Origin of the sequence: Streptomyces sp. NPDC049627, assembly GCF_044465645.1 — a bacterium.
Taxonomy (GTDB): domain Bacteria; phylum Actinomycetota; class Actinomycetes; order Streptomycetales; family Streptomycetaceae; genus Streptomyces.
In genome coordinates this window covers 171,208-191,953 of sequence record NZ_JBITLW010000014.1, presented here as the reverse complement: position 1 = coordinate 191,953, position 20,746 = coordinate 171,208, and the positions used below count along the sequence as shown (strand labels likewise).

At 71.3% G+C, this 20,746-nt stretch carries 16 protein-coding genes; 7 read left to right on the top strand and 9 right to left on the bottom strand.

Features of this window, described 5'->3' with window-relative positions; genetic code table 11:
• Positions 1-139 precede the first annotated feature (139 nt).
• Positions 140-1,822, top strand: a complete 1,683-nt coding sequence (locus ACIBU0_RS34170; protein WP_398826443.1) for a tetratricopeptide repeat protein — start codon at positions 140-142, stop codon at positions 1,820-1,822.
• A gap of 25 nt (positions 1,823-1,847) precedes the next feature.
• Here the strand turns inward: ACIBU0_RS34170 and ACIBU0_RS34165 are convergent, their stop codons facing one another.
• From ACIBU0_RS34165 to ACIBU0_RS34155, 3 genes are read right to left on the bottom strand one after another with little or no spacing between them, the layout of a single operon-like run.
• Positions 1,848-3,119, bottom strand: coding sequence for a sugar ABC transporter permease (locus ACIBU0_RS34165; protein WP_398826442.1), 1,272 nt, complete (start codon positions 3,117-3,119; stop codon positions 1,848-1,850).
• A gap of 5 nt (positions 3,120-3,124) precedes the next feature.
• Positions 3,125-3,898, bottom strand: a complete 774-nt coding sequence (locus tag ACIBU0_RS34160) for an ATP-binding cassette domain-containing protein (protein ID WP_398826440.1) — start codon at positions 3,896-3,898, stop codon at positions 3,125-3,127.
• A gap of 49 nt (positions 3,899-3,947) precedes the next feature.
• Positions 3,948-5,036, bottom strand: coding sequence for a substrate-binding domain-containing protein (locus ACIBU0_RS34155; protein ID WP_398826438.1), 1,089 nt, complete (start codon positions 5,034-5,036; stop codon positions 3,948-3,950).
• A 261-nt stretch (positions 5,037-5,297) separates the two neighbouring features.
• On the opposite strand from ACIBU0_RS34155, the gene ACIBU0_RS34150 reads away from it, so the two are divergent.
• Entirely contained in the window at positions 5,298-7,829 is a 2,532-nt protein-coding gene (locus tag ACIBU0_RS34150) for a SpoIIE family protein phosphatase (protein WP_398826435.1), read from the top strand.
• Entirely contained in the window at positions 7,826-8,911 is a 1,086-nt protein-coding gene (locus ACIBU0_RS34145; RefSeq protein ID WP_398826432.1) for a sugar ABC transporter substrate-binding protein, read from the top strand. The genes ACIBU0_RS34150 and ACIBU0_RS34145 overlap by 4 nt, the downstream gene beginning before the upstream one ends.
• Before the next feature lie 16 nt (positions 8,912-8,927).
• Here the strand turns inward: ACIBU0_RS34145 and ACIBU0_RS34140 are convergent, their stop codons facing one another.
• Both ACIBU0_RS34140 and ACIBU0_RS34135 read right to left on the bottom strand, forming a co-directional pair.
• The gene (locus ACIBU0_RS34140; protein ID WP_398826429.1) at positions 8,928-10,742 is read right to left on the bottom strand and encodes an ABC transporter ATP-binding protein; all 1,815 of its coding nucleotides are present in this window, start codon (positions 10,740-10,742) and stop codon (positions 8,928-8,930) included.
• Between the two features lie 440 nt (positions 10,743-11,182).
• Complete coding sequence (locus ACIBU0_RS34135) at positions 11,183-12,109, bottom strand: GNAT family N-acetyltransferase (RefSeq protein ID WP_398826426.1); 927 nt, start codon at positions 12,107-12,109, stop codon at positions 11,183-11,185.
• Between the two features lie 94 nt (positions 12,110-12,203).
• On the opposite strand from ACIBU0_RS34135, the gene ACIBU0_RS34130 reads away from it, so the two are divergent.
• Entirely contained in the window at positions 12,204-13,013 is an 810-nt protein-coding gene (locus ACIBU0_RS34130) for a DUF817 domain-containing protein (protein ID WP_398826424.1), read from the top strand.
• A 34-nt stretch (positions 13,014-13,047) separates the two neighbouring features.
• On the opposite strand, the gene ACIBU0_RS34125 is transcribed toward ACIBU0_RS34130, so the two are convergent.
• The gene (locus tag ACIBU0_RS34125; protein ID WP_398826421.1) at positions 13,048-13,377 is read right to left on the bottom strand and encodes an antibiotic biosynthesis monooxygenase family protein; all 330 of its coding nucleotides are present in this window, start codon (positions 13,375-13,377) and stop codon (positions 13,048-13,050) included.
• A 106-nt stretch (positions 13,378-13,483) separates the two neighbouring features.
• Entirely contained in the window at positions 13,484-14,656 is a 1,173-nt protein-coding gene (locus tag ACIBU0_RS34120; protein ID WP_398826418.1) for a S1 family peptidase, read from the bottom strand.
• A gap of 206 nt (positions 14,657-14,862) precedes the next feature.
• On the opposite strand from ACIBU0_RS34120, the gene ACIBU0_RS34115 reads away from it, so the two are divergent.
• The 3 genes from ACIBU0_RS34115 to ACIBU0_RS34105 all read left to right on the top strand — a co-directional run bounded on the left by ACIBU0_RS34115 (position 14,863) and on the right by ACIBU0_RS34105 (position 17,186).
• The gene (locus tag ACIBU0_RS34115; RefSeq protein WP_398826415.1) at positions 14,863-15,288 is read left to right on the top strand and encodes a cytidine deaminase; all 426 of its coding nucleotides are present in this window, start codon (positions 14,863-14,865) and stop codon (positions 15,286-15,288) included.
• Positions 15,289-15,301: 13 nt separating this feature from the next.
• Entirely contained in the window at positions 15,302-15,820 is a 519-nt protein-coding gene (locus ACIBU0_RS34110) for a PfkB family carbohydrate kinase (protein WP_398826412.1), read from the top strand.
• 133 nt (positions 15,821-15,953) lie between these two features.
• The gene (locus ACIBU0_RS34105; RefSeq protein WP_398826410.1) at positions 15,954-17,186 is read left to right on the top strand and encodes a glycoside hydrolase family 88 protein; all 1,233 of its coding nucleotides are present in this window, start codon (positions 15,954-15,956) and stop codon (positions 17,184-17,186) included.
• Between the two features lie 16 nt (positions 17,187-17,202).
• Here ACIBU0_RS34105 and ACIBU0_RS34100 read toward each other — a convergent pair whose 3' ends face one another.
• Complete coding sequence (locus ACIBU0_RS34100; protein ID WP_398826407.1) at positions 17,203-19,191, bottom strand: glycoside hydrolase family 97 catalytic domain-containing protein; 1,989 nt, start codon at positions 19,189-19,191, stop codon at positions 17,203-17,205.
• A gap of 128 nt (positions 19,192-19,319) precedes the next feature.
• Entirely contained in the window at positions 19,320-20,660 is a 1,341-nt protein-coding gene (locus tag ACIBU0_RS34095) for a cytochrome P450 (protein ID WP_398826404.1), read from the bottom strand.
• Between the last annotated feature and the right edge of the window lie 86 nt (positions 20,661-20,746).

Genomic DNA, 20,746 nt, shown 5'->3' with positions numbered 1-20,746 from the left:
CGGCGGCCGCCGCATCCGCCGGTACCACGGCGACCGGGAATGTGCCGGAAGCCGAAACCGTGCCCCAGCCCCGCCCGTTCTCGGTGTGAGACCCGGTCGCCACCGACGGCCCGGAGCGGTGCAGGCAGGAGACAGACGCATGGAGTACTACGACCTCGGCACCCACACCCGCCCCGTGACCACGTCCTCCGACCAGGCCCAGCTCTGGTTCGACCGCGGGCTGACGTGGACGTACGCCTTCCACCACGAGGAGGCCGTCGCCTGCTTCGAGGCCGCCGCCGCGGCGGACCCCGACTGCGCCATGGCCCACTGGGGCATCGCCTACGCGCTCGGCCCGAACTACAACAAACCCTGGGAGTTCTTCGACGACCAGGAACTGGCCCGCACCGTCGACCGCACCCACGCGGCCGTGGAGCTGGCACACCAGCGGGCGCAGACCGCCACTCCCGTCGAACAGGCGCTGATCGCCGCCCTGCGCGCCCGCTACCCGCAGGCCAAGGCCGTGGCGGACTGCTCGGTCTGGAACGCCCCGTACGCCGACAGCATGCGTGCCGTCCACGAGCTCGCCCCCGACGACCCCGACATCGCCGCCCTGTACGCCGACGCCCTGATGAACCTCACCCCCTGGCAGCTGTGGGACCTGACGAGCGGCGAACCGGCCGAGGGCGCCCGGACGATGGAGGCCAAGGCCGTCCTCGACCGCGCCCTCGCCACCGACGCGGGACACGACCACCCGGGCGTGGTCCACCTGTACATCCACCTGATGGAGATGTCGCCGACCCCCGAGGCGGCCCTGCCCGTCGCGGACCGCCCGCGCGGCCTCGTCCCGGACGCAGGGCACCTGCACCACATGCCTTCGCACCTGGAGGTGCTGTGCGGCGACTACCGGCGGGTGGTCTCCGACAACACCCGGGCGATCGAGGCCGACGAGAAGTACCACACCCGAGCCGGGGCCATGAACTTCTACACCCTGTACCGCTCGCACAACTACCACTTCAAGATCTACGGCGCGATGTTCCTCGGCCAGTCCCAGGTCGCCCTCGACACCGCGGCGCAGTTGGAGGCGTCCATCCCCGAGGAATTGCTGCGAGTGCCGAGCCCGCCCATGGCCGACTGGCTGGAGGCCTTTGTCGCCATGCGGGTCCACGCCCTGATCCGCTTCGGCCGCTGGCACGACATCCTGGACCTGCCCCTGCCCGCCGACCCCGAGCTGTACTGCGTGACGACCGCGATGCTCCACTACGCCCGCGGCGTCGCCCTGTCCGCGACCCGCCACGTCCAGGAGGCGGAGACGGAACGGCGCCTCTTCCACGAGGCGGTCACCCGGGTCCCCGAGACCCGCATGCTGTTCAACAACACCTGCGCCGACATCCTCGCGATCGCCTCGGCGATGCTCGACGGCGAACTGGAGTACCGCAAGGGCGACCACGACGCCGCCTTCGCCGCCCTGGAACGCTCCATCGAGCTGGACGACAGCCTTCCCTACGACGAACCGTGGGGCTGGATGCAGCCCACCCGGCACGCCTATGGCGCGCTGCTGCTCGAACAGGGGCGGGTCGCGGAGGCCGAGGCGGTCTACCGGGCCGACCTCGGCCTGGACGGTTCGCTGCCGCGCGCCCTGCAGCATCCCGGCAACGTCTGGTCCCTGCACGGTCTCCACGAGTGCCTGGTGCGCCTGGGCCGGACCGGGGAGGCGCAGATGGTCGCCCAGCAGCTCAGGCTCGCCGCCGCGCTGGCGGACGTACCCATCGAGGCCTCCTGCTTCTGCCGGCTCGACACCGCGCAGGGTGCCGCCGCCGAGGGCGGGTGCTGCACCGAGTGAGGGTCCGGACGCCGATTGCCCCTGGTCACGCCCGCCCGTGTGCCTCCTGCGAGCGTCGGGCCAGTGCGTCGATGACCACGGCGGCGAAGAGCACCCCGCCCGTGATCATGTACTGGACGGCGGTGGGGGTGTCCGTGATGACCATGCCCGAGGCGATCGACTGGATGACCAGCATGCCCAGCACCGCGGACCAGGTCGTGCCGCGTCCGCCGAACAGGCTGGTGCCACCGATGACGGCCGCCGCGACGGCGTTGAGGAGCAGCAGGCCCGAGCCCGCCCCCTGACTCACCGAGGTGATGCGCGAGGCCAGGAACAGGCCGCCGAGCGCGGCCATGGTGCCGGAGACGGCGAGCACCGCGGTCTGCACCATCGTCACATTGAGGCTGGCGCGGCGGGCCGCCTCGATGCTGCCGCCGAGGGCGTAGACCTGCCGCCCGTAGTGGGTGCGGCGCAGCATGATGTCGAGGCCGGCCACCACCACGAGGAAGATCAGCAGGGCGAGCGGCAGGCCCTGGAACCGGTTCAGCAGGTAGGCGGCGGCGAACGCGACCGCCGCGAGGGCCGCCGTACGCACGACGATGCCCCGCAGCGTGCGGTGCGGCATGCCCACGGCCTTGCGCCGCCGTCTGTCCTGGTAGGACACGAAGAAGACCAGGCCCGTGCCGACGGCCGCCAGGCCGTAGGCGGCGGCGTCGTGGGAGAAGTAGTGGCTCGTCAGCTTGGCGACGAGCCCGTTCTCGTCGAGGTTGACGGTGCCGCTGGTCCCGAGGATGTACAGCATCAGGCCGTTCCAGGTCAGCAGGCCCGCCAGGGTGACGACGAAGGCCGGCACGCGGGTCTTGGCCACGGAGTAGCCCTGGACGGATCCCGCCGCGGTGCCGGTGAGGACCGCGATGATCAGGGCGAGCCACTCCGGGACGCCGTTGTTCACGTTCAGCACCGCGAAGACCGCCGCGGCGAGGCCGCTGATCGAGCCGACCGACAGGTCCAGCTCACCGATCAGCAGCACGAAGACGATGCCGACCGCGATCAGGCCGGTCCCCACGATGTCCACGCTGAGGTTGGACAGGTTCCGGGGTGACAGGAAGCTGGCGTTGAGGGACTGGAAGGTGATCCAGACGGCGGCGAGGACGACGACGACCGGGAGCGAGCCCAGTTCGCCGGCGCTCAGCTTGCGCCGCAGGACGGCGACCCCGCTCTCCACCAGCTGGCCGAGGGCACCCGCGCGGGGCGGTCGGCGGGCCTCGGTGGTGGGCGCGGAGGGTGCGGCCCGGGTGCTGTCCGCCCTGCTGTGCATGCCTTTCACCACCCTGCCTCCCGGTGGGCCATCCGGCGGGGCACGTTCTCCGTGGCGCCGGTGATGGAGGCGATGATCTGTTCCTGCGACGCGGTGTTCACGTCGAAGAAGCCGTTGTTGCGGCCGAGCCGCAGCACGGCGGCGCGGTCCGCGAGCGCCTTGACATCGCCCATGTTGTGGCTGATGAGGAGCACTCCCAGCCCCCGGTCCCGCAGCTGGTCCACGAGGTCCAGGACCTCGGTGGTCTGCTCGAATCCCAGCGCCGCGGTCGGTTCGTCCAGGAGCAGGACCCGCGGGTCACCGAGGAGCGAGCGGGCGATGGCGACCGTCTGCCGCTGGCCGCTGGACAGCGAGACGACGGGGGCGCGCAGATCGGGGACCCCCCTGGTCAGACGCTCCAGCAGGTGACTGGTGCGGCGCTCCATCTCGACCTCGTCGAGGAACCCGAACCTGCGGATCTCCCGGCCGAGGTAGAGATTGCCCACGACGTCGAGGTTCCCGCACAGCGCGAGGTCCTGGTAGACGGTGGCGATCCCGAGGTCCCGGGCGTCGTGCGGCCGACGGATGTGCACCGGCCGGCCCTCCCACTCGATGACGCCCTTGTCGGCCGGGGTGACTCCGGAGATCACCTTGACCAGGGTGGACTTGCCGGCCCCGTTGTCGCCCAGCAGCGCCACGACCTGCCCCGCGCGGATCTCCAGTTCGATGTCGGTGAGGACCTCGACGACCCCGAAGCGCTTGCACACGCCGCGCAGCGTCAGCAAGGGGGGACTCGGCACGAAGAACCATCTCCTTCCCACGACCGGTCCGGCACCGGGAACCGGCCGGTCAGGTGAGTCCGGCCCTGGCGCAGGCGGCGTCGAGCTGCGGGGTGCAGATCTGCTCGATCGTGTACACACCGTCCTTCACCACGGTGTCCTCGATGGTGTCGACGGTCACCGACGTCGGAGTGAGCAGGACGGCCGGAACGGTGCTGCCCGTGCTGGTCCGCACCTGGTGCTTGGCCACCTTGTCGAGGCTTTCGCCGCGGGCCGCGGCCACGGCCAGGGCGGCTCCCGCGGAGGCCTCGGGCGCGAAGGGCTTGTAGACGGTCATGTACTGCTCGTCGGCGAGGATGCGCTGCACGGCTCTGAGCTCGGCGTCCTGCCCCGTGATGGGGGGCAGGGGATCGACCTTGTTGGCCTTGAGGGCGGAGATGCTGCCGGCCGCGAGTCCGTCGTTGGCTGCGTAGACCCCGTCGATCTCGTCGGCACCGAGGGCGGAGATGGCGCCGGACATGTTCATGTTCGCGACCTCCGTCCTCCACTGGCGGGTGTCGTACGCCTTGGCGATCTCGACCTTGCCCTCCAGCTCGGACAGGGCGCCCTTCTTGAACGCCACGGCGTTGGGGTCGGTGGGGTCGCCGTTCATCATCACGATCCGGGCGTCGGCCGCCCCGTCGCCCAGGGCCTTCAGCAGCGCCCTGCCCTGGAGCCTGCCGACCTCCTCGCCGTCGAAGGAGGCGTAACCCGAGATGGGGCCCTCGGCCAGCCGGTCGTAGGCGATGACGGGGATGCCCGCCTCGTCCGCCTTCGCGACCGCGGGCCGCAGTGACTTGGCGTTGACGGCGACGAGCAGGATCGCGTCGACCCCGTCGGCGATCATGGAGTCCATCTGGGCCTGCTGGATGGCCACGTCGTTCTTTGCGTTGGCGTGCTCGACCTCGCAGTCCCCGCACAGCTCCTTGATCTTCTGTTCGAGCAGAGGCCGGTCGTTCATCTCCCAGCGAGCCGTGGTGGAGTCCGGAAGCAGCACGCCGATGCGGGGCCGGCTTCCGCCGCCGGAGTCGCTCCCGCCGCCGTCCCCGCAGGCCGAGAGCGCGACGGCCGTGACGGCCGCGGTCACAGCGGCGACCGCCCCCCGTACACAGGCCTTCATGCGAGGGACCTCCAGCCGCAATGTCGGCGCCGGGCACCCGCCCGGACATACTGCAATAAATGCGGCAAGACGACTATGCCGTAAGTGTGACACCGGCCGCGGTCAACGGCGAACGCTGCCGGCGCGGAGGCACACCGGCCCCGGAATGGGTGGGAATCGTACGAATCTGTCTGCTTCGCCCGCATGTGAGACGCTGGTAGCTGAGCGCTCCGATCTCAGTCTGTCGGCACCTGTGGCCTGGGGCAGGAGGAAGGTGCGGACATGCGTCATGACGGCCGTGCCCGGACCGGCGTCTCGCAGCTCCCGGCATCGGAGGCCGGGGCCGCGGGCACCGGTTCACCGCCTCCGGCGCGTGAGGCCGCACCGGGGGAGCGGGCCCTGACGTTCGCCGGAGCGGCGTTGGCGGCCGTCTATGTCCCCGACGCCCGGGAGGAGGAGCTCCGGCTGGTGGAGACGGCCGGACCCGGCGTCTCCCGGTACCGCCTTCCGGAGCGGCTGCCCCTGTCGGGCGGCTCACCCGCCGCCCAGGCCTTCCGCACCGACCGGCCGCTGTGGCTGAACCCCTTGGCCCTCGCCTCCTTCGAAGGCGGGACGACGCCGCCGGCGGCGCAGACGTCACTCGGTGCGCTGCCCCTGAAGGCGGAGGGCAGACGGCTGGGCTGCCTCGTCGTGGTGGGGGACTCCGTCGACGGGTTCGAGGCCGGACAGCAGCGCTTCCTGGAGCGGTATGCCGACGCGGTCGCCGACCTCCTGCGGGCCGGGACCGACCGGCCCGCACCCTCGTCGCTGCTGGGTCTCGCCCTGCGCGCCCTGCGCGTCGGCTCCTTCGTCCTGGTGCCGGACACCGGCGTGATCGACGCGGACGAGATGCTGCTCGAACTGGTCGGCATCACACCGGACGACTTCGACGGCAAGGCGGACAGCCTGCTCGCCAACGCCCTCCCGGAGGACATGCACGCGCTGATGTCGGTCCTGGAGCCGTCCACCCCCGCGTCCGCCCGCCGGGAGCTGGAGTTCCGGGTCCGCCACCCCACCGGTGAGATGCGCTGGCTGAGCCTGACGTGCCGGGTGGCGGCGAGCTCCGACGACCGGCCGCAGCAGGTGCTGGGCGTGGTGACGGCCACCTCGGTGCAGCGCCGCAGCTCCGACGACGTCTCCCGCATCCAGTGGCTGACCGCCGCCCTCGACGACGCCGCGACGGTCCATGACGTCGGCCGTGTGGTGGTCACCGCACTGCGCGAGCCGCTGGCCGCCGACCGTGTGGCGCTCGCCGAGCTGCGCGAGGACCGGCTGGTGGTCATCGTGCTCGACCCGCCGCAGCCCCCCGCCTGGCCGCAGATCTGGCGTTCCGAGTGGCGCTCGGAGTGGCCCGACGCCCCGGTCCGCGCCCTGCCCACCCTCCAACTGGCCCTGCGGGACGGCCGTATGGATCTGTGGCCCGCCGGCACCGCCCTCGAACCGGGGCTCGCGGGCATCGGCGCCGGCGGCCTGGCCGTCCTGCCGCTGCCCGCCAAGGGCGGGGTCGTCGGCGTGTGCCTGGTCGGCTGGGACCAGCCGCACGAGTTCGCCACCGAGGAGCGGTCCGTGCTGACCGCGACGGCGGCGCTCATTGGCCAGGCCCTGGAGCGTGCCCACGCGTACGACGCCGAGCAGGAGCTCGCGACGATGCTCCAGCGCAGCCTGCTGCCCCGGCGCCTGCCCGAACTGCCCGGCGGGACGGCCGTCGCCCGCTATCTGCCCGCCCGGCGCGGGCTCCAGGTCGGCGGCGACTGGTACGACGTCATCGTCATCTCCGAGGACCGGGTGGCCCTGGTCATCGGTGACGTGCAGGGGCACAGCGCGGGAGCCGCGACGATCATGGGTCAGATGCGCACGGCGGTCAGGGCCTACGCGGTGGAGGGCCACCCGCCGGACGTGGTCGTCTCCCACGCCAACCGGCTGCTCGTCGGCATGGAGACCGATCTGTTCGCCACCTGCTGCTATGTCGAACTGGACATGGAGGAGGGCAACGCCCTGTTCGTCCGCGCCGGGCACCTCGCCCCGCTGGTCCGCCACCCCGACGGCACCACCGAGGAGGTTCAGGTCGAGGGAGGCCTCCCGCTGGGCGTGCTCGCGGAGGCCGAGTTCCCCATGACCGCCGTGGCCCTGACCCCCGGCACGGTGCTCGCCCTGGTCACCGACGGTCTGGTCGAGGCCGCCGACCTGCCCCTGGACGAAGGGATGGACCGGACCCGCGCCGCGCTCGCCACGGCCGACCCCGCCGACCCCGGGCGGATGGCCGACGACCTGCTCGGCGACGCCGGCCGCCGCGAGGACGACGTCGCGCTGCTGCTGCTGCGCTACGACGGCATGACGGCCCGGCCGATCCGGGCCGGCTGGGTGGTGTGGCGGCTGCCCGACGCCGTCATGCACGCCCGCCGGTTCACCGCGCGCACGCTGCGCCGGTGGCAGGTCGGGGAGGCGGCCGACTCGGTGCTGCTGGTCGTGTCGGAACTGGTCACCAACGCCCTGGTGCACACGCAGGGCCCGGTCCGCCTCGACCTGATACTGCGCGGGGACCGCGTGCGCGTCAGCGTGAGCGACGCCTCGCCGCGGGCGCCCGCCAAGCCGGTGATCGTCGACTGGGAGTCGACCGGCGGCCGGGGGCTGCTGCTGGTCGAGGCGATGTCGGAGTCCTTCGGCTCCGTGCCGGTGGCCGGCGGCAAGCAGGTGTGGAGCGAGATCCGCGTGCCACGCCGCGAGCCGGCCGCCGCGGGATCGGCGCACTCGACGGACCGAGAGGGCTCGCCATGAGGGGGACGCGCACGCGCAGGCGGCAGCTCGTCGCGGGGCTCGTCGCGGGACTCGTGACGGTTTCCCTGACGGCCTGCGGCGGGGACGACGGGACGGGCGGGGACAGTTTCACGATCGGCCTGCTGCTGCCGAACCGGCTGACTCCTCGCTGGGAGAAGTGGGACAGGCCGCTGATCGAGCAGCGGCTGAAGGAGCTGTGCCCTGACTGCACCGTGGAGTACGCCAACGCGGAGGGCGACGCGGCGGCGCAACGGCAGCAGATGGTCTCCATGATCACCAAGGGGGTCAGGGTCCTGATCCTCGACCCCGCCGACAGCAAGGCGATGCGCTCCACCGTCCAGGAGGCACGCAAAGCGGGTGCTTCGGTCGTCGCCTATGACCGGCTCGCGGAAGGACCGATCTCGGGCTTCGTCAGCTTCGACGGCGCGCAGGTGGGCAGGCTCCAGGGCGAGGCGCTGCTGCAGGCCATGGCGGGCCGCGGGCAGATCGTCATGATGAACGGCGACCCGACCAGCGCCAACGCGGCCTGGTTCCGCAGGGGCGCGCTCTCCGTCATCGCGGGAAAGCTGAAGGTCGCCAGGTCGTACGACACCGTGGCGTGGAGCGCCGACGACGCCCACGCCAACATGTCCGCCGCCATCGCGGCCCTGGGCGCGGACCGGATCGACGGCGTCCTGGCCGCCAACGACTCCATCGCCGCGGGAGCCATCGCCGCTCTCAAGAAGGCCGGTGTCAGGAAGCTCCCTCCCGTCACCGGTCAGGACGCCGACCTCGACGCTCTCCAGCGCATCGTCAAGGGCGAGCAGTACATGACGGTGTACAAGCCGTTCACCGAGGAAGCCGCCGCAGCCGCCGACATGGCCGTCGCCCTGGGGCGCGGTGAGGACGTCCGCGAGACGACGGCCACGACGACGATCGACAGCGCGACCGCCAAGGACATCCCGGCCGTACTGCTCACTTCGCGGCCGGTGACGGCCGGCAAGATCAAGGAGACCCTCGTCAAGGACGGCGTGTACACCGTCGAGCAGATCTGCACCCGGGGACTCCGGCCGGCCTGCGCCCGGGCGGGACTCTCTCCGTGACAGGCCGGCCTCAGGGTCACGTCAACACGGCCTGCGCGGGGCTGTCGTCCAGGAAACCGCCCGACTGGTGCTGCCACAGCTTCGCGTAGGCGCCCTGAGCCGCGAGGAGTTCGTCATGGGTGCCCTGCTCGACGATCTGCCCGCGGTCCAGGACGACGAGCCGGTCCATGCCGGCGACCGTGCTCAGCCGGTGTGCCACCACGAGCGCGGTCCGCCCCTCCATCAGCCGCCACAGCGCCTCCTGCACGAGGATCTCGCTCTCGGAGTCCAGTGCGCTGGTCGCCTCGTCGAGCAGCAGGATCGGCGCGTCCCGCAGGATCGCCCGGGCGAGGGCGACCCGCTGGCGCTGACCGCCGGACAGCTTGACGCCGCGCTCACCCACCATGGTGTCGAAGCCGTACGGCAGCGCGTCGGCGAACTCGGTGACGTGCGCCGCCTCGGCCGCGCGCCGGATCTCGGCGTCGGTGGCGTCCGGACGGGCGAACGCGATGTTGTCCCGCAGGGTGCGGTGGAACATCGCCGGGTCCTGCGGCACATAGGCGAGCAGACTGCGCAGATCGGCCTGGCGCAGCCGGCTGATGTCCTGACCGCCGATCAGGATCCGGCCGGCGTCGATGTCGGTCATCCGCAGCAACAGCCGGGTGAGGGTGGTCTTGCCGCCGCCGGACCGGCCCACGAGGCCGATCCTGGACCCGGCGGGCACGTGCAGGTCGAGGCCCTCGAACAGGGGCCGGCCACCGGCATGGGCGAAGACCACCTGGTCGAACCGGACGTCGGCGGCGGCGGGCAGCAGCGGCTCCGGAGTCGGCGGGTCGACCACGGTCGGCGGCGTCAGCAGCAGTTCGGTGAACTGCGCGGCCTCCGTCATCGAGTTCTCCAGCCGGCGGTAGATCTGGTTGAACTCGAACATGATCCGGGTCGCGTTGGTGTAGTAGGTGAAGGCCACCACGATCGCCTCCACGCCGTGACCGCCCCCGCCGAGCGTGACCGCGAGCAGCAGTCCCAGCGCGTTGGTCAGCACCGACATCGGCGCGACCAGCGTGTCGATGCGCAGATTGCCGTAGTCCCACGACCGCAGCATCAGCCGCCGCGAGGCCGCGACACGGGAGCGGTGCTCGGCGGCCTCGCGCCCCTCGGCGGCGAACGCCCGCACCGTGTCCATGTTCATCAGGCTGTCGGCGACATGCCCCGACACCCGGGCGATCGCCTCCTCACGCTCGTCGACGAGGGCCTGGCGGCGCCGGATGAGGGGCACCACGCACACCGCCGTCACGGCGATCATCACCAGCAGCCCCACCACGAACAGCGGTTCGTAGCGCCACAGCACCACCGTCCCGAACGCCAGCGGCACGAAGCTGCCCACGATCTGGAACGTCAGCGTGTCGACGAACTGCTCGAAACGGGTGGCGAAGCTCAGGACGCGCTTGGTCAGTGACCCGGCGAAGTTGTCGTGGAAGAACGCGGCGTCCTTGGCGAACAGCTCGTCCATCCCCAGCACGTACAAGTGCTCGATGCCCAGGGCATCGAGACGGTTCAGGCAGTGCAGGGCGATCCGCCACAGTGTCTCCGCCAGCAGCAGGACACCGACGAAGCCGATGACGTACGGCAGCGCGGAGCCGACGGTGACGTGCTTGTCGTCGGCGATGTCACCGACGAGCTTGGCGACGATCAGCGGTGCGACGTAGTTGATTCCGATGTTGCCCACCGCCGAGAGCAGCATCGCGGGTACCGTCAGCCACCGGAGCCGGGCCAACTCCCGTCCGTAGTAACGAAGTGCGAGAAGAACCGAGCGTTTGCCCGGCTGGACCTTGCGTGATTGAGGCGCTTCCATCCCAACCCTGTGTGTGTTCTGCGGCAGCCCGCCACGCGTCACCGCGGGCAGGGGGCATCGCCGGCAACGGCCGTGTGAGTTCGGGTTCGAGTGCGGAAGTGTCCCGCGGCGGCGACCGCGCAGTCCAAGTGTTTTCCGGCCGGGAAACGGCCCTCGGGAGCAGGCCGACACGGCCTCGGTCACCGGCCCCGCGGCCCGGCCTTCACCGCAAGGGACCCGCACGGTACACGGGCCCACCACAGCCCCAACTCCCCAGGCGCGCTGAGGAGTTCGTGCCACTCCTGTCCCGCTCCGCGTCCGGCTGGACCTTGGCCGTGTCCGGCGTCCTCGCCGCCGCTGTGGGCGTGCCCGGGCTCGTCGCCGCGGACGCCCTTCTCGCCCCCATGGGGTTCACCCGGGTGGGGGACTTGGACCGGAGGGCGTTCCTCCGACCCCGGCGGTCACTTCAGGACCGTCTCCCAGGTGTCGACGGCGTAATGCACGGTCAGCCCGTGCCGCGCGTACAGGGCGGGAGCTCCCGTGGCGTTGGCGGTGTCCACGCCGAGTCCCACGGTCGCCCGTCCCCGCGCCGCGAAGGCGGCGAAGGCGTGCCGCAACAGCAGGCCCCCGAGACCCCGGGCACGGGCGTCACGCAGCACCCCGATGCTGCGGATCCAGCCCATGGCCTCCCGGTCGTCGCGCGCGATGAGGAATCCGGCGTCCCCCAGCTCCTCGGTGCCGGCGATCCACACCAGGGACCAGTCGAGCGCGTCGGCGTCGACATCCTGCAGCCACTGGTCGTAGGTGCGCGGCTGGAAATCGAAGTGCCGGTCGAAGCTCGACTGATACAGCGCATGCACCCGCGCACGATCCGCCTCTCCGGCGCACGACCGCAGCCGCACGCCGGCCGGGACGTCGGGCACGAGGTCCTCGCCCGCGTCCAGGAGTCTCTCCAGGACGTGGTACCGGCGTACGACGTACCAGCCCCGCTGCCGCATCACGTCCGTCTCGAATGCGGGCTCCGCGTTGAGATGCAGATGCACCACCGCCCTCGCCGCACCGTTCTCCCGGGCCTTCTCCCGGGCCCGCGCCTCCATCGCGGCCAGCACGAGCACGCCGGCCCGCTGGTGCCCGGGCAGCACATAGTGATCGATGTCTATGCGCTCGCCTCCCGACTCGTCCCACAGCAGGCCGTGGGCGACCGGCCGATCACCGTGGAAGGCGAGCCAGGAGTCGCGCTCCAGGGCGACGTCCGGCCGCTTCAGATCGGCCTCGACGGTGTGCAGGTCGGTCTCGGGCCGGCCGATCTCGATCCGGTCGACGGCGTTGAGCAGTTCGGTGATGGCGGCGGCGTCGGTGAGGCCCGCGGCACGAAGGACGTAGGGCATGGCTCAGGGTCCGGGGGAGGGGAGGCCGGCCGCAACGGGGTTTCGTCAGGTGCCGGCGAACCGAGCAGGCCAAGGGCACGTCCTTCAGGACATCATGCTCACCACAACCAACACCGGCCCCATCACCTCGTCGCTCCGCCAGCTGCTCGACTTCGCCTGGACCCAGACCCGGTCCTGCGCCTTCGCCATCGCCCTGATGTCCGGCGTGGCCGCGTCCACGCTGCTGCCCGGCCTGCCCGTGGCCCGCTACGACCTGCTCGTCGCCTACGGAGTGCTGCTCACCCTGCTCTTCTGGCTGCGCGGCTGGGAGAACGGCCGGGACATCGCCGTCATCGGCCTGTGCCACGTCATCGGCCTGGCCTTCGAAGTGGTGAAGGTGTCCCTCGGTTCCTGGAGCTACCCGGAACCGGCCGTGCTGAAGTTCGCGGGCGTTCCGCTGTACGGCGGATTCCTCTACGCGGCGGTCGGCAGCTATGTCTGCCGTGCCTGGCACTTGTTCGACCTGGAGCTGGTCCGCTACCGGCCCCGTGCGACCGCGGTCGTGGCCGCGGGCATCTACATCAACTTCTTCAGCCACCACTGGCTGCCCGACGTGCGCTGGCTCCTGGCCGGCCTGCTCCTGGCCGTCACCGCGGGCAGTTGGGTCCGCTACACGGTCCGCGGCGTGCGCCGCCGGATGCCGCTGGCGCTGTCGTTCGTCCTGATCGGCTTCTTCCTCTGGGTCGCGGAGAACCTCGCCACCTACCTGGGCGCCTGGCGTTACCCCTACCAGCTCCACGGCTGGGAGCCCGTGGGAGTGGAGAAGTTCGGCGCCTGGTCCCTGCTGATCAGCGTCACCTTCGTCCTGGCCGCGGTGACCCGTCCGCGGCAACGGGACCGTACGCGTGCCGGACACGTGCTGTGACCGGCCAGGGAGGATCCCCGGCCGGTCACCCTGCTCACCCGCTCGTGGGGCCCGCCTGCTGCACGACCTCGAAGGACCACAGCGTGGACCCGCTGGCCGCCGGCTTGGGGCGGTCGCCGCTCTCCGCGCCGCCGCCCTGGTGGGCCGCCTTCATGGGGCCCTCCATCCAGGCCTGGAAGGACTCCTCGTCACGCCACCGCGTGTAGACGAGGTAGGTGTCGGTGCCCTCGACCGGCCGCAGGAGCTCGAACCACTCGAACCCGTCGGAGTTCTCCACCGCGTGCGCACGGGAGGCGAACCGCTTCTCGAGCGTCTCGCGCTGCTCGGCGGGGACGGTCAATACGTTGATCTTGACTACGCTCATGGCCCTCATCCTGCCGCACGAGGGACGGCCGCCCGTCAGCGACTCGGCTGTCGCACGGCGGCGTCCGCCGTGACCGGCGCCCCCGTCGCCGGGGGCGCCGCCGTGCTCAGGCCGTGTGCAGGGTCAGCCCGTAGCGGTTGAGGATCTCGTTGACGGGCTGGAACCAGGTCTCCCCGCCGCCCGAGCAGTTGCCCCAGCCTCCCGAGGTGACCCCTTGTGCCTGGTCACCGCTGATGAAGGAGCCCCCGGAGTCCCCGGGTTCGGCGCAGACGCTGGTCTTGGTCATCTGGTGCACCGCGCCCTGGCTGTAGTTGACCGTCTCGTTCTTGGCCAGCACGGTCCCGCAGTGCCAGTGTGTCGTGGAGCCGGAGCGGCAGACGGAGGTGCCGACGGGTGCCTCCGCCGAGCCCCGCACGAGCCGGTCCGGGACCGTGCCCCATCCGAGGACCACCGGAACGGTCCACCAGCCGCTGCCGACGCTCACCCAGGCGTAGTCGTTGTCAGGGAACGAGGAGCCCTGGAACGCGCCGACATAGCTGCCGTCCCAGCCCCGGACACCGGCCCCCGGCTGACCGCAGTGACCCGCCGTGACGAATCCGCCGTGCACCGAGAAGCCTATGGAACAGCGGACGTTGCCCGTGTAGTAGGGGTCGCCGCCGACCGTTCCCGCCGCGAAGGTGCGCGGGGCGGCGGAGACCGTCGCGACGGTGACGGGCCCGGCCGCCCGGGCGCGGGAGACGAAGCGCCGGACATCGTTGTCGGCCCGTCTGTCGCGGACGACGTTCACGACGACCGCGTTGGCCGCCGGGTCGACGTGCCAACTGCTCACGCCCGAAGGCGCGGAGATGCGGTCGATGCGGGCCTTGGCCGCGTCGAGTTCACGTGCGCTGTGCACTACGGTGCGCACCGCCGCTCCGGTGGCCCGGACGTTCCGTACGGTCGCGGGCGGGGCGTCCGATGTGACCGCCACGGTCAGCCGCTCACTCTCCGCGTCGAACCACGAGCCGCCGTAGGCGGATCCGGCGGCCTTGCGCGCCTTGGCTGCGATGCCCCTGGCCGCGCGTTCCGCGGCCAGGCGGGCCTCGGCCTGTTGCTTCGACAGACCGAGGTCGCGCTCCATCGCCCGGAGCAGTCCGGCGGAGGCGGGCCGGGAGGCGGATTCTCCGTCGGCCACCGCGACGGAGTCGCTCGCCGCGGCGGGCCCGGTTCCGCCTGCGGTCCAGCCGCCGAGCACGAGGAGTACGGCGAGGCCTGCGTGCTTGAGTCTGATGCGTCTCAAGGGAGTTGCCCTTCGTCGTTCCAGCAAGGTGGGGGTGGAACAACCGCAATCTGAGAGCGCTCTCATCAGGGTCGGGGGCAGAGCTTAGTCGTGACGGCGTGTCAGGTCCATACCAGTGCGTGGCCCGTGAGTCCGCAGCCGATATTCGCTTGCATGCCGTCGTCGCACAGGCCAACGTCGCCTGACACCTGAAGAAGGCAGAGAAGATGACCACGCAGCCCCACCCCGTCGACCACGAACTCGTGGAAGCCGCGGCGCACATCGCCCGCACCCGCTGCCGGGGCGACAACCACACCATGGCAGCCGCGGCCCGCGCCCGGGACGGCCGGATCGTCACCGCGGTGAACGCCTACCACTTCACCGGAGGCCCCTGCGCCGAGCTGGTCGTCATCGGCGCGGCAGCCGCCCAGGGCGCCTACGAACTGGACACCATCGTCGCCGTGGGCGACCGCGACCGAGGAGTTGTTCCCCCGTGCGGCCGCTGCCGTCAGGTCCTTCTCGACTACTTCCCCGATATCAAGGTCATCGTGGGCGCGGGCGACCGCATCCGAGCCGTCCTCATCACCGACCTGCTGCCCGAAACCTACGTCTGGGCCGACCACCAGCTCGACGCCGAGAAGACCACGCCCTGAAGGAGCACCGTTCGTGGACCTACGAGCCGCGCTGGCCGCCCACCGTCTGGTCGCGATCGTGCGGGGCGACGACCCCGATGCCGCGCTGCGCACCGTACTGGCCCTGGCCGAGGAGGGTATCGAGCTCATCGAGGTTTCACTCACCGGCAAGGACGCCCTCTCCGTCATCGAACGCGCCCGCCACACCCTCGGCCCGGACCGCCCCCTCGGCGCCGGCACCGTGCTGACCGCAGAGGACGCCCGCGCCACGCACGACGCGGGAGCCGACGCAACCGCGTTCACCGACGAGGGCATCCACACGGTACCGGCGCCCCGTACGGCCGTTGTGGAGCCGGTCGGCGCCGGTGACGCCTTCGCGGCCGGGTTCCTCGCGGGCCTGCTGCGGGGCGCGACCGCGACACGTGCTTTGCGGCTGGGTCACATCACCGCCGCCTCCGCGCTCCGCGTCACAGGCGACCACGGGCCCTTGCCGGATCCGCAGGAGACGGAGGCGCTGCTCGGCCTGTCGGCGCGGGAGTGGGCCGAGCGGTAGGGCTGCGGATCGCTGATGGCGGGATGCCGTTGTTCATGTTCATGAACATTGCACACGTGGGTGTACAGCGGCGCGCCGCTCATGCAACGCTCGGTCAACTCCGTTCTCCCCCTGACCAGTTGGAGGGCCCGGCATGAGTGTTTCCCGACGTACCGTGCTGGCCACGGCGGCCGGTGCCGCGGCGCTGTGTACCTCGCCGACACCGGCCGCGGCCGCGGATGTGACGGCAGACCGCATACCGGAACCGACCCTGCGCACACTCCGCTCGGCGGCCGACTACGCCGTCGAGAAGCTCCACGCCGTCGCACCGAGCGTGACCGCCTTCCCCGTCGGCACGAAGTTCGAGAAGTGGGTCTACTCGCAGAACGGCGACTGGGTCGGCGGGTTCTGGCCGGGCACGCTGTGGATGGCATGGCTCTACAGCCGGGACGACATGTTCCGCACGCGGGCCCTGGCATCGGCCGGAAAACTGGCCCCTCGTCAGTACGACACCACCACACACGACCTCGGTTTCCTCTTCTACCCGTCATGGGTCACCGCCTGGCGACTGACGGGCGACGACGCGTGGCGGACCGGAGCCCTGCAGGCCGCCGACTCCCTGATCCGGCGCTACAACCCGCGCGGTCGCTTCATCCGGGCGTGGGGTGCGCTGAACGAGGAGAGGAACGCCGGCCGGGTCATCATCGACACGATGATGAACCTCGACCTGCTGGCGTTCGCGAGCAGCCGGACCGGCGACGACAAGTACCTGAACATCGCCGTGGAGCACGCGAGGACCGCCCAGCGGGTGTTCCCGCGCCCCGACGGCTCGACCCCGCACGTGTACGACTTCGACCCGGTCAGTGGTACGCCGATCGGCCCGAACACCGTGCAGGGGTACAGCCCCACGTCGTGCTGGTCGCGCGGGCAGGCGTGGGGCCTGTACGGGTTCACCACGATGTACCGCCGCACCAAGAACCCCGAGTTCCTGGCCACCGCCCGCAGACTCGCCGACTTCGCGATGGGAGCGCTGACCCCGGACCACGTGCCCGTCTGGGACTACCGCGCACCGCAGCAGCCGTACGACATCAAGGACGCGTCAGCCGGCGCGATCATGGCCTGCGGTCTGCTCGACCTGTCCGCGGCCACCGGCAGGCACGCCTACCGCGAGGTGGCGCTGCGGCTGCTCACCGCGCTGTCGGCGACCTGCCTGACCAGGAACTCGACCCGCGCGGAGGCGGTCCTGGCCCGCTGCACCCGCAACAGGCCGGCCGAGGACGGGATCGAGATCTCGCTCCCCTACGCCGACTACTACTTCTTGGAAGGCATCCTGCGTGTGCTGCAGCCGCAGGACGTCGACCGGGCGATCGACCTGTTCACCGTCTGACGACTGGGCTCCGGGCTCAGCTCGGCTTCAGGACGATCGCCTGGCCGCCCGCCGGGGCCATGGCCACGTCCAGCGTGGTCTCCGAGGTGACGGTCCGGGTGCTGACCACGACCGGGGTGCGGAACGGGCTGGTGCCCGGTGTGCCGTCGGCGTAGACGGTCGCCGTGTAGGTTCCGCCACCCAAGAAGGACAGGGGGATCGACAGCGTCCGGGATGCCTCGTTGGTCATCGCGCCGAGGTACCACGTGTCGCCGCTGCGGCGGGCGACCGCCACGTGTTCGCCGATCGACCCGGCCAGGGTGCGGCTCTCGTCCCAGGTCGTGGGGACGGCGTTGAACCAGGGCAGTCCCGGCCAGGCGGCGGGGTTGGCGTACTTGGACGGCTTGTCGTACCAGAAGAGGAAGTTGAGGGGCTGGTAGTACACCGCGGCCATCGCCATCTGGTGGGCGTTGGTGGTCTTGTTGCGCGACTGCCCGTAGCAGATCGTGTAGTCCATCGGGCCGCCGATGTTGCGGGCGAAGGGCAGCGTCACGTTGTGGGTGGCGGTGGGGAACTGCTCGTTGCCGCGTACGCCTTCCAGGCTGATGTAGTTCGGGTACGTGCGCTCGTAGCCGAACGGCCGGACGTCGTCGTGCATGTCGATCAGGAGCTCGTACTTGGCCGCTGCCTTCGCCCAGTCGGTGATCCGGTCGGTCATCGCCTGGGTGCCGTCGTTGATGAAGCCGAGCTTGATGCCGGCGGCGCCCCAGCGCTTGTAGAGGGCGAAGAGTGAGTCGGCGTCGGTCAGGGCGAGTTCGTTGACGTAGAGGAAGACGCCGATGCCGTTGTCCGCGGCGTACGAGATGACCGACGGCAGGTCGATCGCGGCGATGGGCTTCGTGGCGTCGGTGGTGGTGGACTCGGGGCCGTACCAGCCGGAGTCGTACTCGATGTACTGCAGGCCCCGGGTCACGGCGAAGTCGACGCCCGCGAGGCCGGCGGCGGTGGTGAGCTCGCAGCGGAAGACCTTGCCCGGCTTGATCCAGGAGGTGTCGGACAGGGCGGTGGGCGGGGCCAGGTTGAGCACGAGTTCGGCGTTGTCGACCAGTTCGGCGTGCGTGGAGCCGATCACCACGGCGCGCCACGGTGTGGCGAACGGGGTGGCGACCGTGGTGTCCGTCGCGACCGGGCCGGTACCGCGGGCGGTGTGCTCCATGAGGAGAGCGGAGAGGGTGTTGGGCTGCCCCTCGACCGAACCGAGCATCAGCCGGGGGAAGTTCAGCCGGGAGGACTCGCAGACGCACGCGATGAGACCGCCGGAGAGGGTGGCGGTCAGCGGCAGGTCGGTCAGGGGGCCGTTGTCCGTGGTGGACGTGCCGGTGACCGGTATGGAGCCGGGCGCCACCGGGAGGTAGGCGTCCTCGTCGCGGGCGCTGTAGACGGTGGTGCCGTCGGGGAAGGCAAACGTTGTCAGCTCGTCGGAGACGGTGACGGTGCCCTCGTCCAGCAGGACGTAGCGCAGCGCGACGCCGGTCTTGTAGGCGCGTATCCGGACGCCGAAGCGGATCCCCGAGGCGGCGTCCCGCAAGTCCCAGCGCTGCTCCTGGTAGAGGTCGGTGACGGTGGCGTTGCGCCCGTACACCGGGGTCCAGGTGGTGCGCGTGGTCCAGTGCTGGTTCCGGGTCACCGTCACGTCGCTGCCGAGGACGGTGCCGTCGCTCAGCCTCAGACCGAGGACGGACGTGTCGATCACCGTCTTGCCGTGGTGCCGGGCGGACCATCGCAGCGCTCCGTCCACCACCGACAGGGTGATGGCGTTGCCGCCCATCCGGGCGGTCGCGCTGACCGAGTCGTCCGCGGTGGCGGCCGCGTCGTCCGCCGCATGGGCCGGCCGTGCGGCGCCGATCCCCGCCGCGGCGATACCGACGGAGACGGCTGTGCCCTTGAGCATCCCCCGGCGGGACAGGGCCCCCGGCCCGGCGGCTCCGTCTGCCGTGAGTTCTTCCAGGTCCTCCGGAGTTCTCATCGCGAAGGGCGCCTCTCGTGAGGGCCGCGTGGGTGCGCGGCGCGGTCCGGGCGAAAGCTGTAGTAAACGCTTTCTGTACTAGGGATGTTGTACGCGGCGGCGCAAGGCAGGTCAAGACCGGCGTCGTCTCACCTCGGGAAACCGGGCGCCCACTCCAAGGTCGCGGGTGTGGCACCGTCGGGGCGGACGGTGATGCCCCACGTCGCGCTGGTGGGGGTGGCGGAGAAGGTCACGGTGTGGGCCGGCAGGAGGTGTTCGAGCAGGATCGTCGACTCGCGGAGCGCGAACTGCAGGCCCAGGCAGGCTCGGGGCCCGATGCCGAAGGGCAGGTAGGCGCCGGGGTGGGCGGGGCGGCCGCCGGGGGTGAGGAAGCGGCGGGGGTCGAAGCGTTCCGGGTCCGGCCACAGCTGCGGATCGCGGTGGGTGAGGTACGGGCACACCAGGATGTCGGTGCCCGCTTCGACGGTGTGGCCGGCGAGGGTGTCGTCCTCGGCGGCGTGGCGGGGCAGGAGCCAGGCGGACGGGTAGAGCCGGAGCGTCTCGTGGACCAGTGCCTGGACGGCCTGGCGGCGTTGCCGGGAGCCTTCGTCTCCGGCTGCCAGTGCTTGTTCGCGGGCGGCCGGGTTCCGGTCGAGCAGGAGGTAGAGCCAGGTCAGGGTGGTGGCGGTGGTCTCGTGCCCGGCCGCGAGCAACGTGACCAGCTCGTCGCGGATCAGCCGGTCGGTGTACTCGGGGCGCTCGGCGGCGGCCTCGGTGAGGACGTGCAGCAGGCCGGGACCGTCGGGCCCGGCCTCCGTGCTGCGGGCGGCCTCGATGGCGCGCCGGGCGACCGCGTCGATCCGGGCGAGCTCGGCGGCCACGGCGTCGCGGGCCTCGTCGGCATCGGCGGGCAGAGTGGGCAGGGCGGTGCCCACGGCTTCCACGGCCTCCAGCTCGTGCGCCGTCGCGTCGTCCAGGGGATGCCCGGTGAGGGAGCGCCAGATGGCGTCCAGGGCGAAGCGGTGCATCTCCCGCCCGACGTCGAGGGCCTGTCCGGTGCGGGCGTACTCCTCCCAGCGCCCGGCGGTGGTCCGGGCCGCCTCGATGATGCGCTGTTCGTAGCGGCGCATCCCGGTGCCGGTGAACTGGCCCTGCAGCAGGCGGCGTTGGCGCTGCCATGCCTCGCCGGTGGCGGCGATGACACCGTCGCCGACCAGCAGGCGGGCGCGGTGGGAGCGCTTGACGTACCGCTCGGGCATGCGGGCGAGGACGTGCTGGACCGCCTCTGGGCCGGTGACGAGGACGGTGAGGGCCGGCCCGAGGCGGAACCCGGCGACGCCGCCGAGCCGCTCGCGCACCTGGGCCAGCAGCTCGACCAGCTCACCTCCCGCCGCATGCCACCGCTGCACGAGTTCGGGATCGGCGGTGGGGACCGGTCGCCCGGTTCCGGGAACCTGCTGGGGTGAATCGAGGCTGGCTTCGGCGTCCATGGTGCGAAATGTACGGGAGCGGGCCCCAGTTGATGGCAGCGCCAGAGGGGCTGTCACTCCGCGGAGTGGCGGGCGCTCCGTGCTCA

Coding starts and splice junctions, on each gene's coding strand:
- ACIBU0_RS34170 (WP_398826443.1), top strand. CDS start 140: ATGGAGTACTACGACCTCGGCACCCACACCCGCCCCGTGACCACGTCC.
- ACIBU0_RS34165 (WP_398826442.1), bottom strand. CDS start 3,119: ATGCACAGCAGGGCGGACAGCACCCGGGCCGCACCCTCCGCGCCCACC.
- ACIBU0_RS34155 (WP_398826438.1), bottom strand. CDS start 5,036: ATGAAGGCCTGTGTACGGGGGGCGGTCGCCGCTGTGACCGCGGCCGTC.
- ACIBU0_RS34150 (WP_398826435.1), top strand. CDS start 5,298: ATGCGTCATGACGGCCGTGCCCGGACCGGCGTCTCGCAGCTCCCGGCA.
- ACIBU0_RS34145 (WP_398826432.1), top strand. CDS start 7,826: ATGAGGGGGACGCGCACGCGCAGGCGGCAGCTCGTCGCGGGGCTCGTC.
- ACIBU0_RS34140 (WP_398826429.1), bottom strand. CDS start 10,742: ATGGAAGCGCCTCAATCACGCAAGGTCCAGCCGGGCAAACGCTCGGTT.
- ACIBU0_RS34135 (WP_398826426.1), bottom strand. CDS start 12,109: ATGCCCTACGTCCTTCGTGCCGCGGGCCTCACCGACGCCGCCGCCATC.
- ACIBU0_RS34130 (WP_398826424.1), top strand. CDS start 12,204: ATGCTCACCACAACCAACACCGGCCCCATCACCTCGTCGCTCCGCCAG.
- ACIBU0_RS34125 (WP_398826421.1), bottom strand. CDS start 13,377: ATGAGCGTAGTCAAGATCAACGTATTGACCGTCCCCGCCGAGCAGCGC.
- ACIBU0_RS34115 (WP_398826415.1), top strand. CDS start 14,863: ATGACCACGCAGCCCCACCCCGTCGACCACGAACTCGTGGAAGCCGCG.
- ACIBU0_RS34105 (WP_398826410.1), top strand. CDS start 15,954: ATGAGTGTTTCCCGACGTACCGTGCTGGCCACGGCGGCCGGTGCCGCG.
- ACIBU0_RS34100 (WP_398826407.1), bottom strand. CDS start 19,191: ATGAGAACTCCGGAGGACCTGGAAGAACTCACGGCAGACGGAGCCGCC.
- ACIBU0_RS34095 (WP_398826404.1), bottom strand. CDS start 20,660: ATGGACGCCGAAGCCAGCCTCGATTCACCCCAGCAGGTTCCCGGAACC.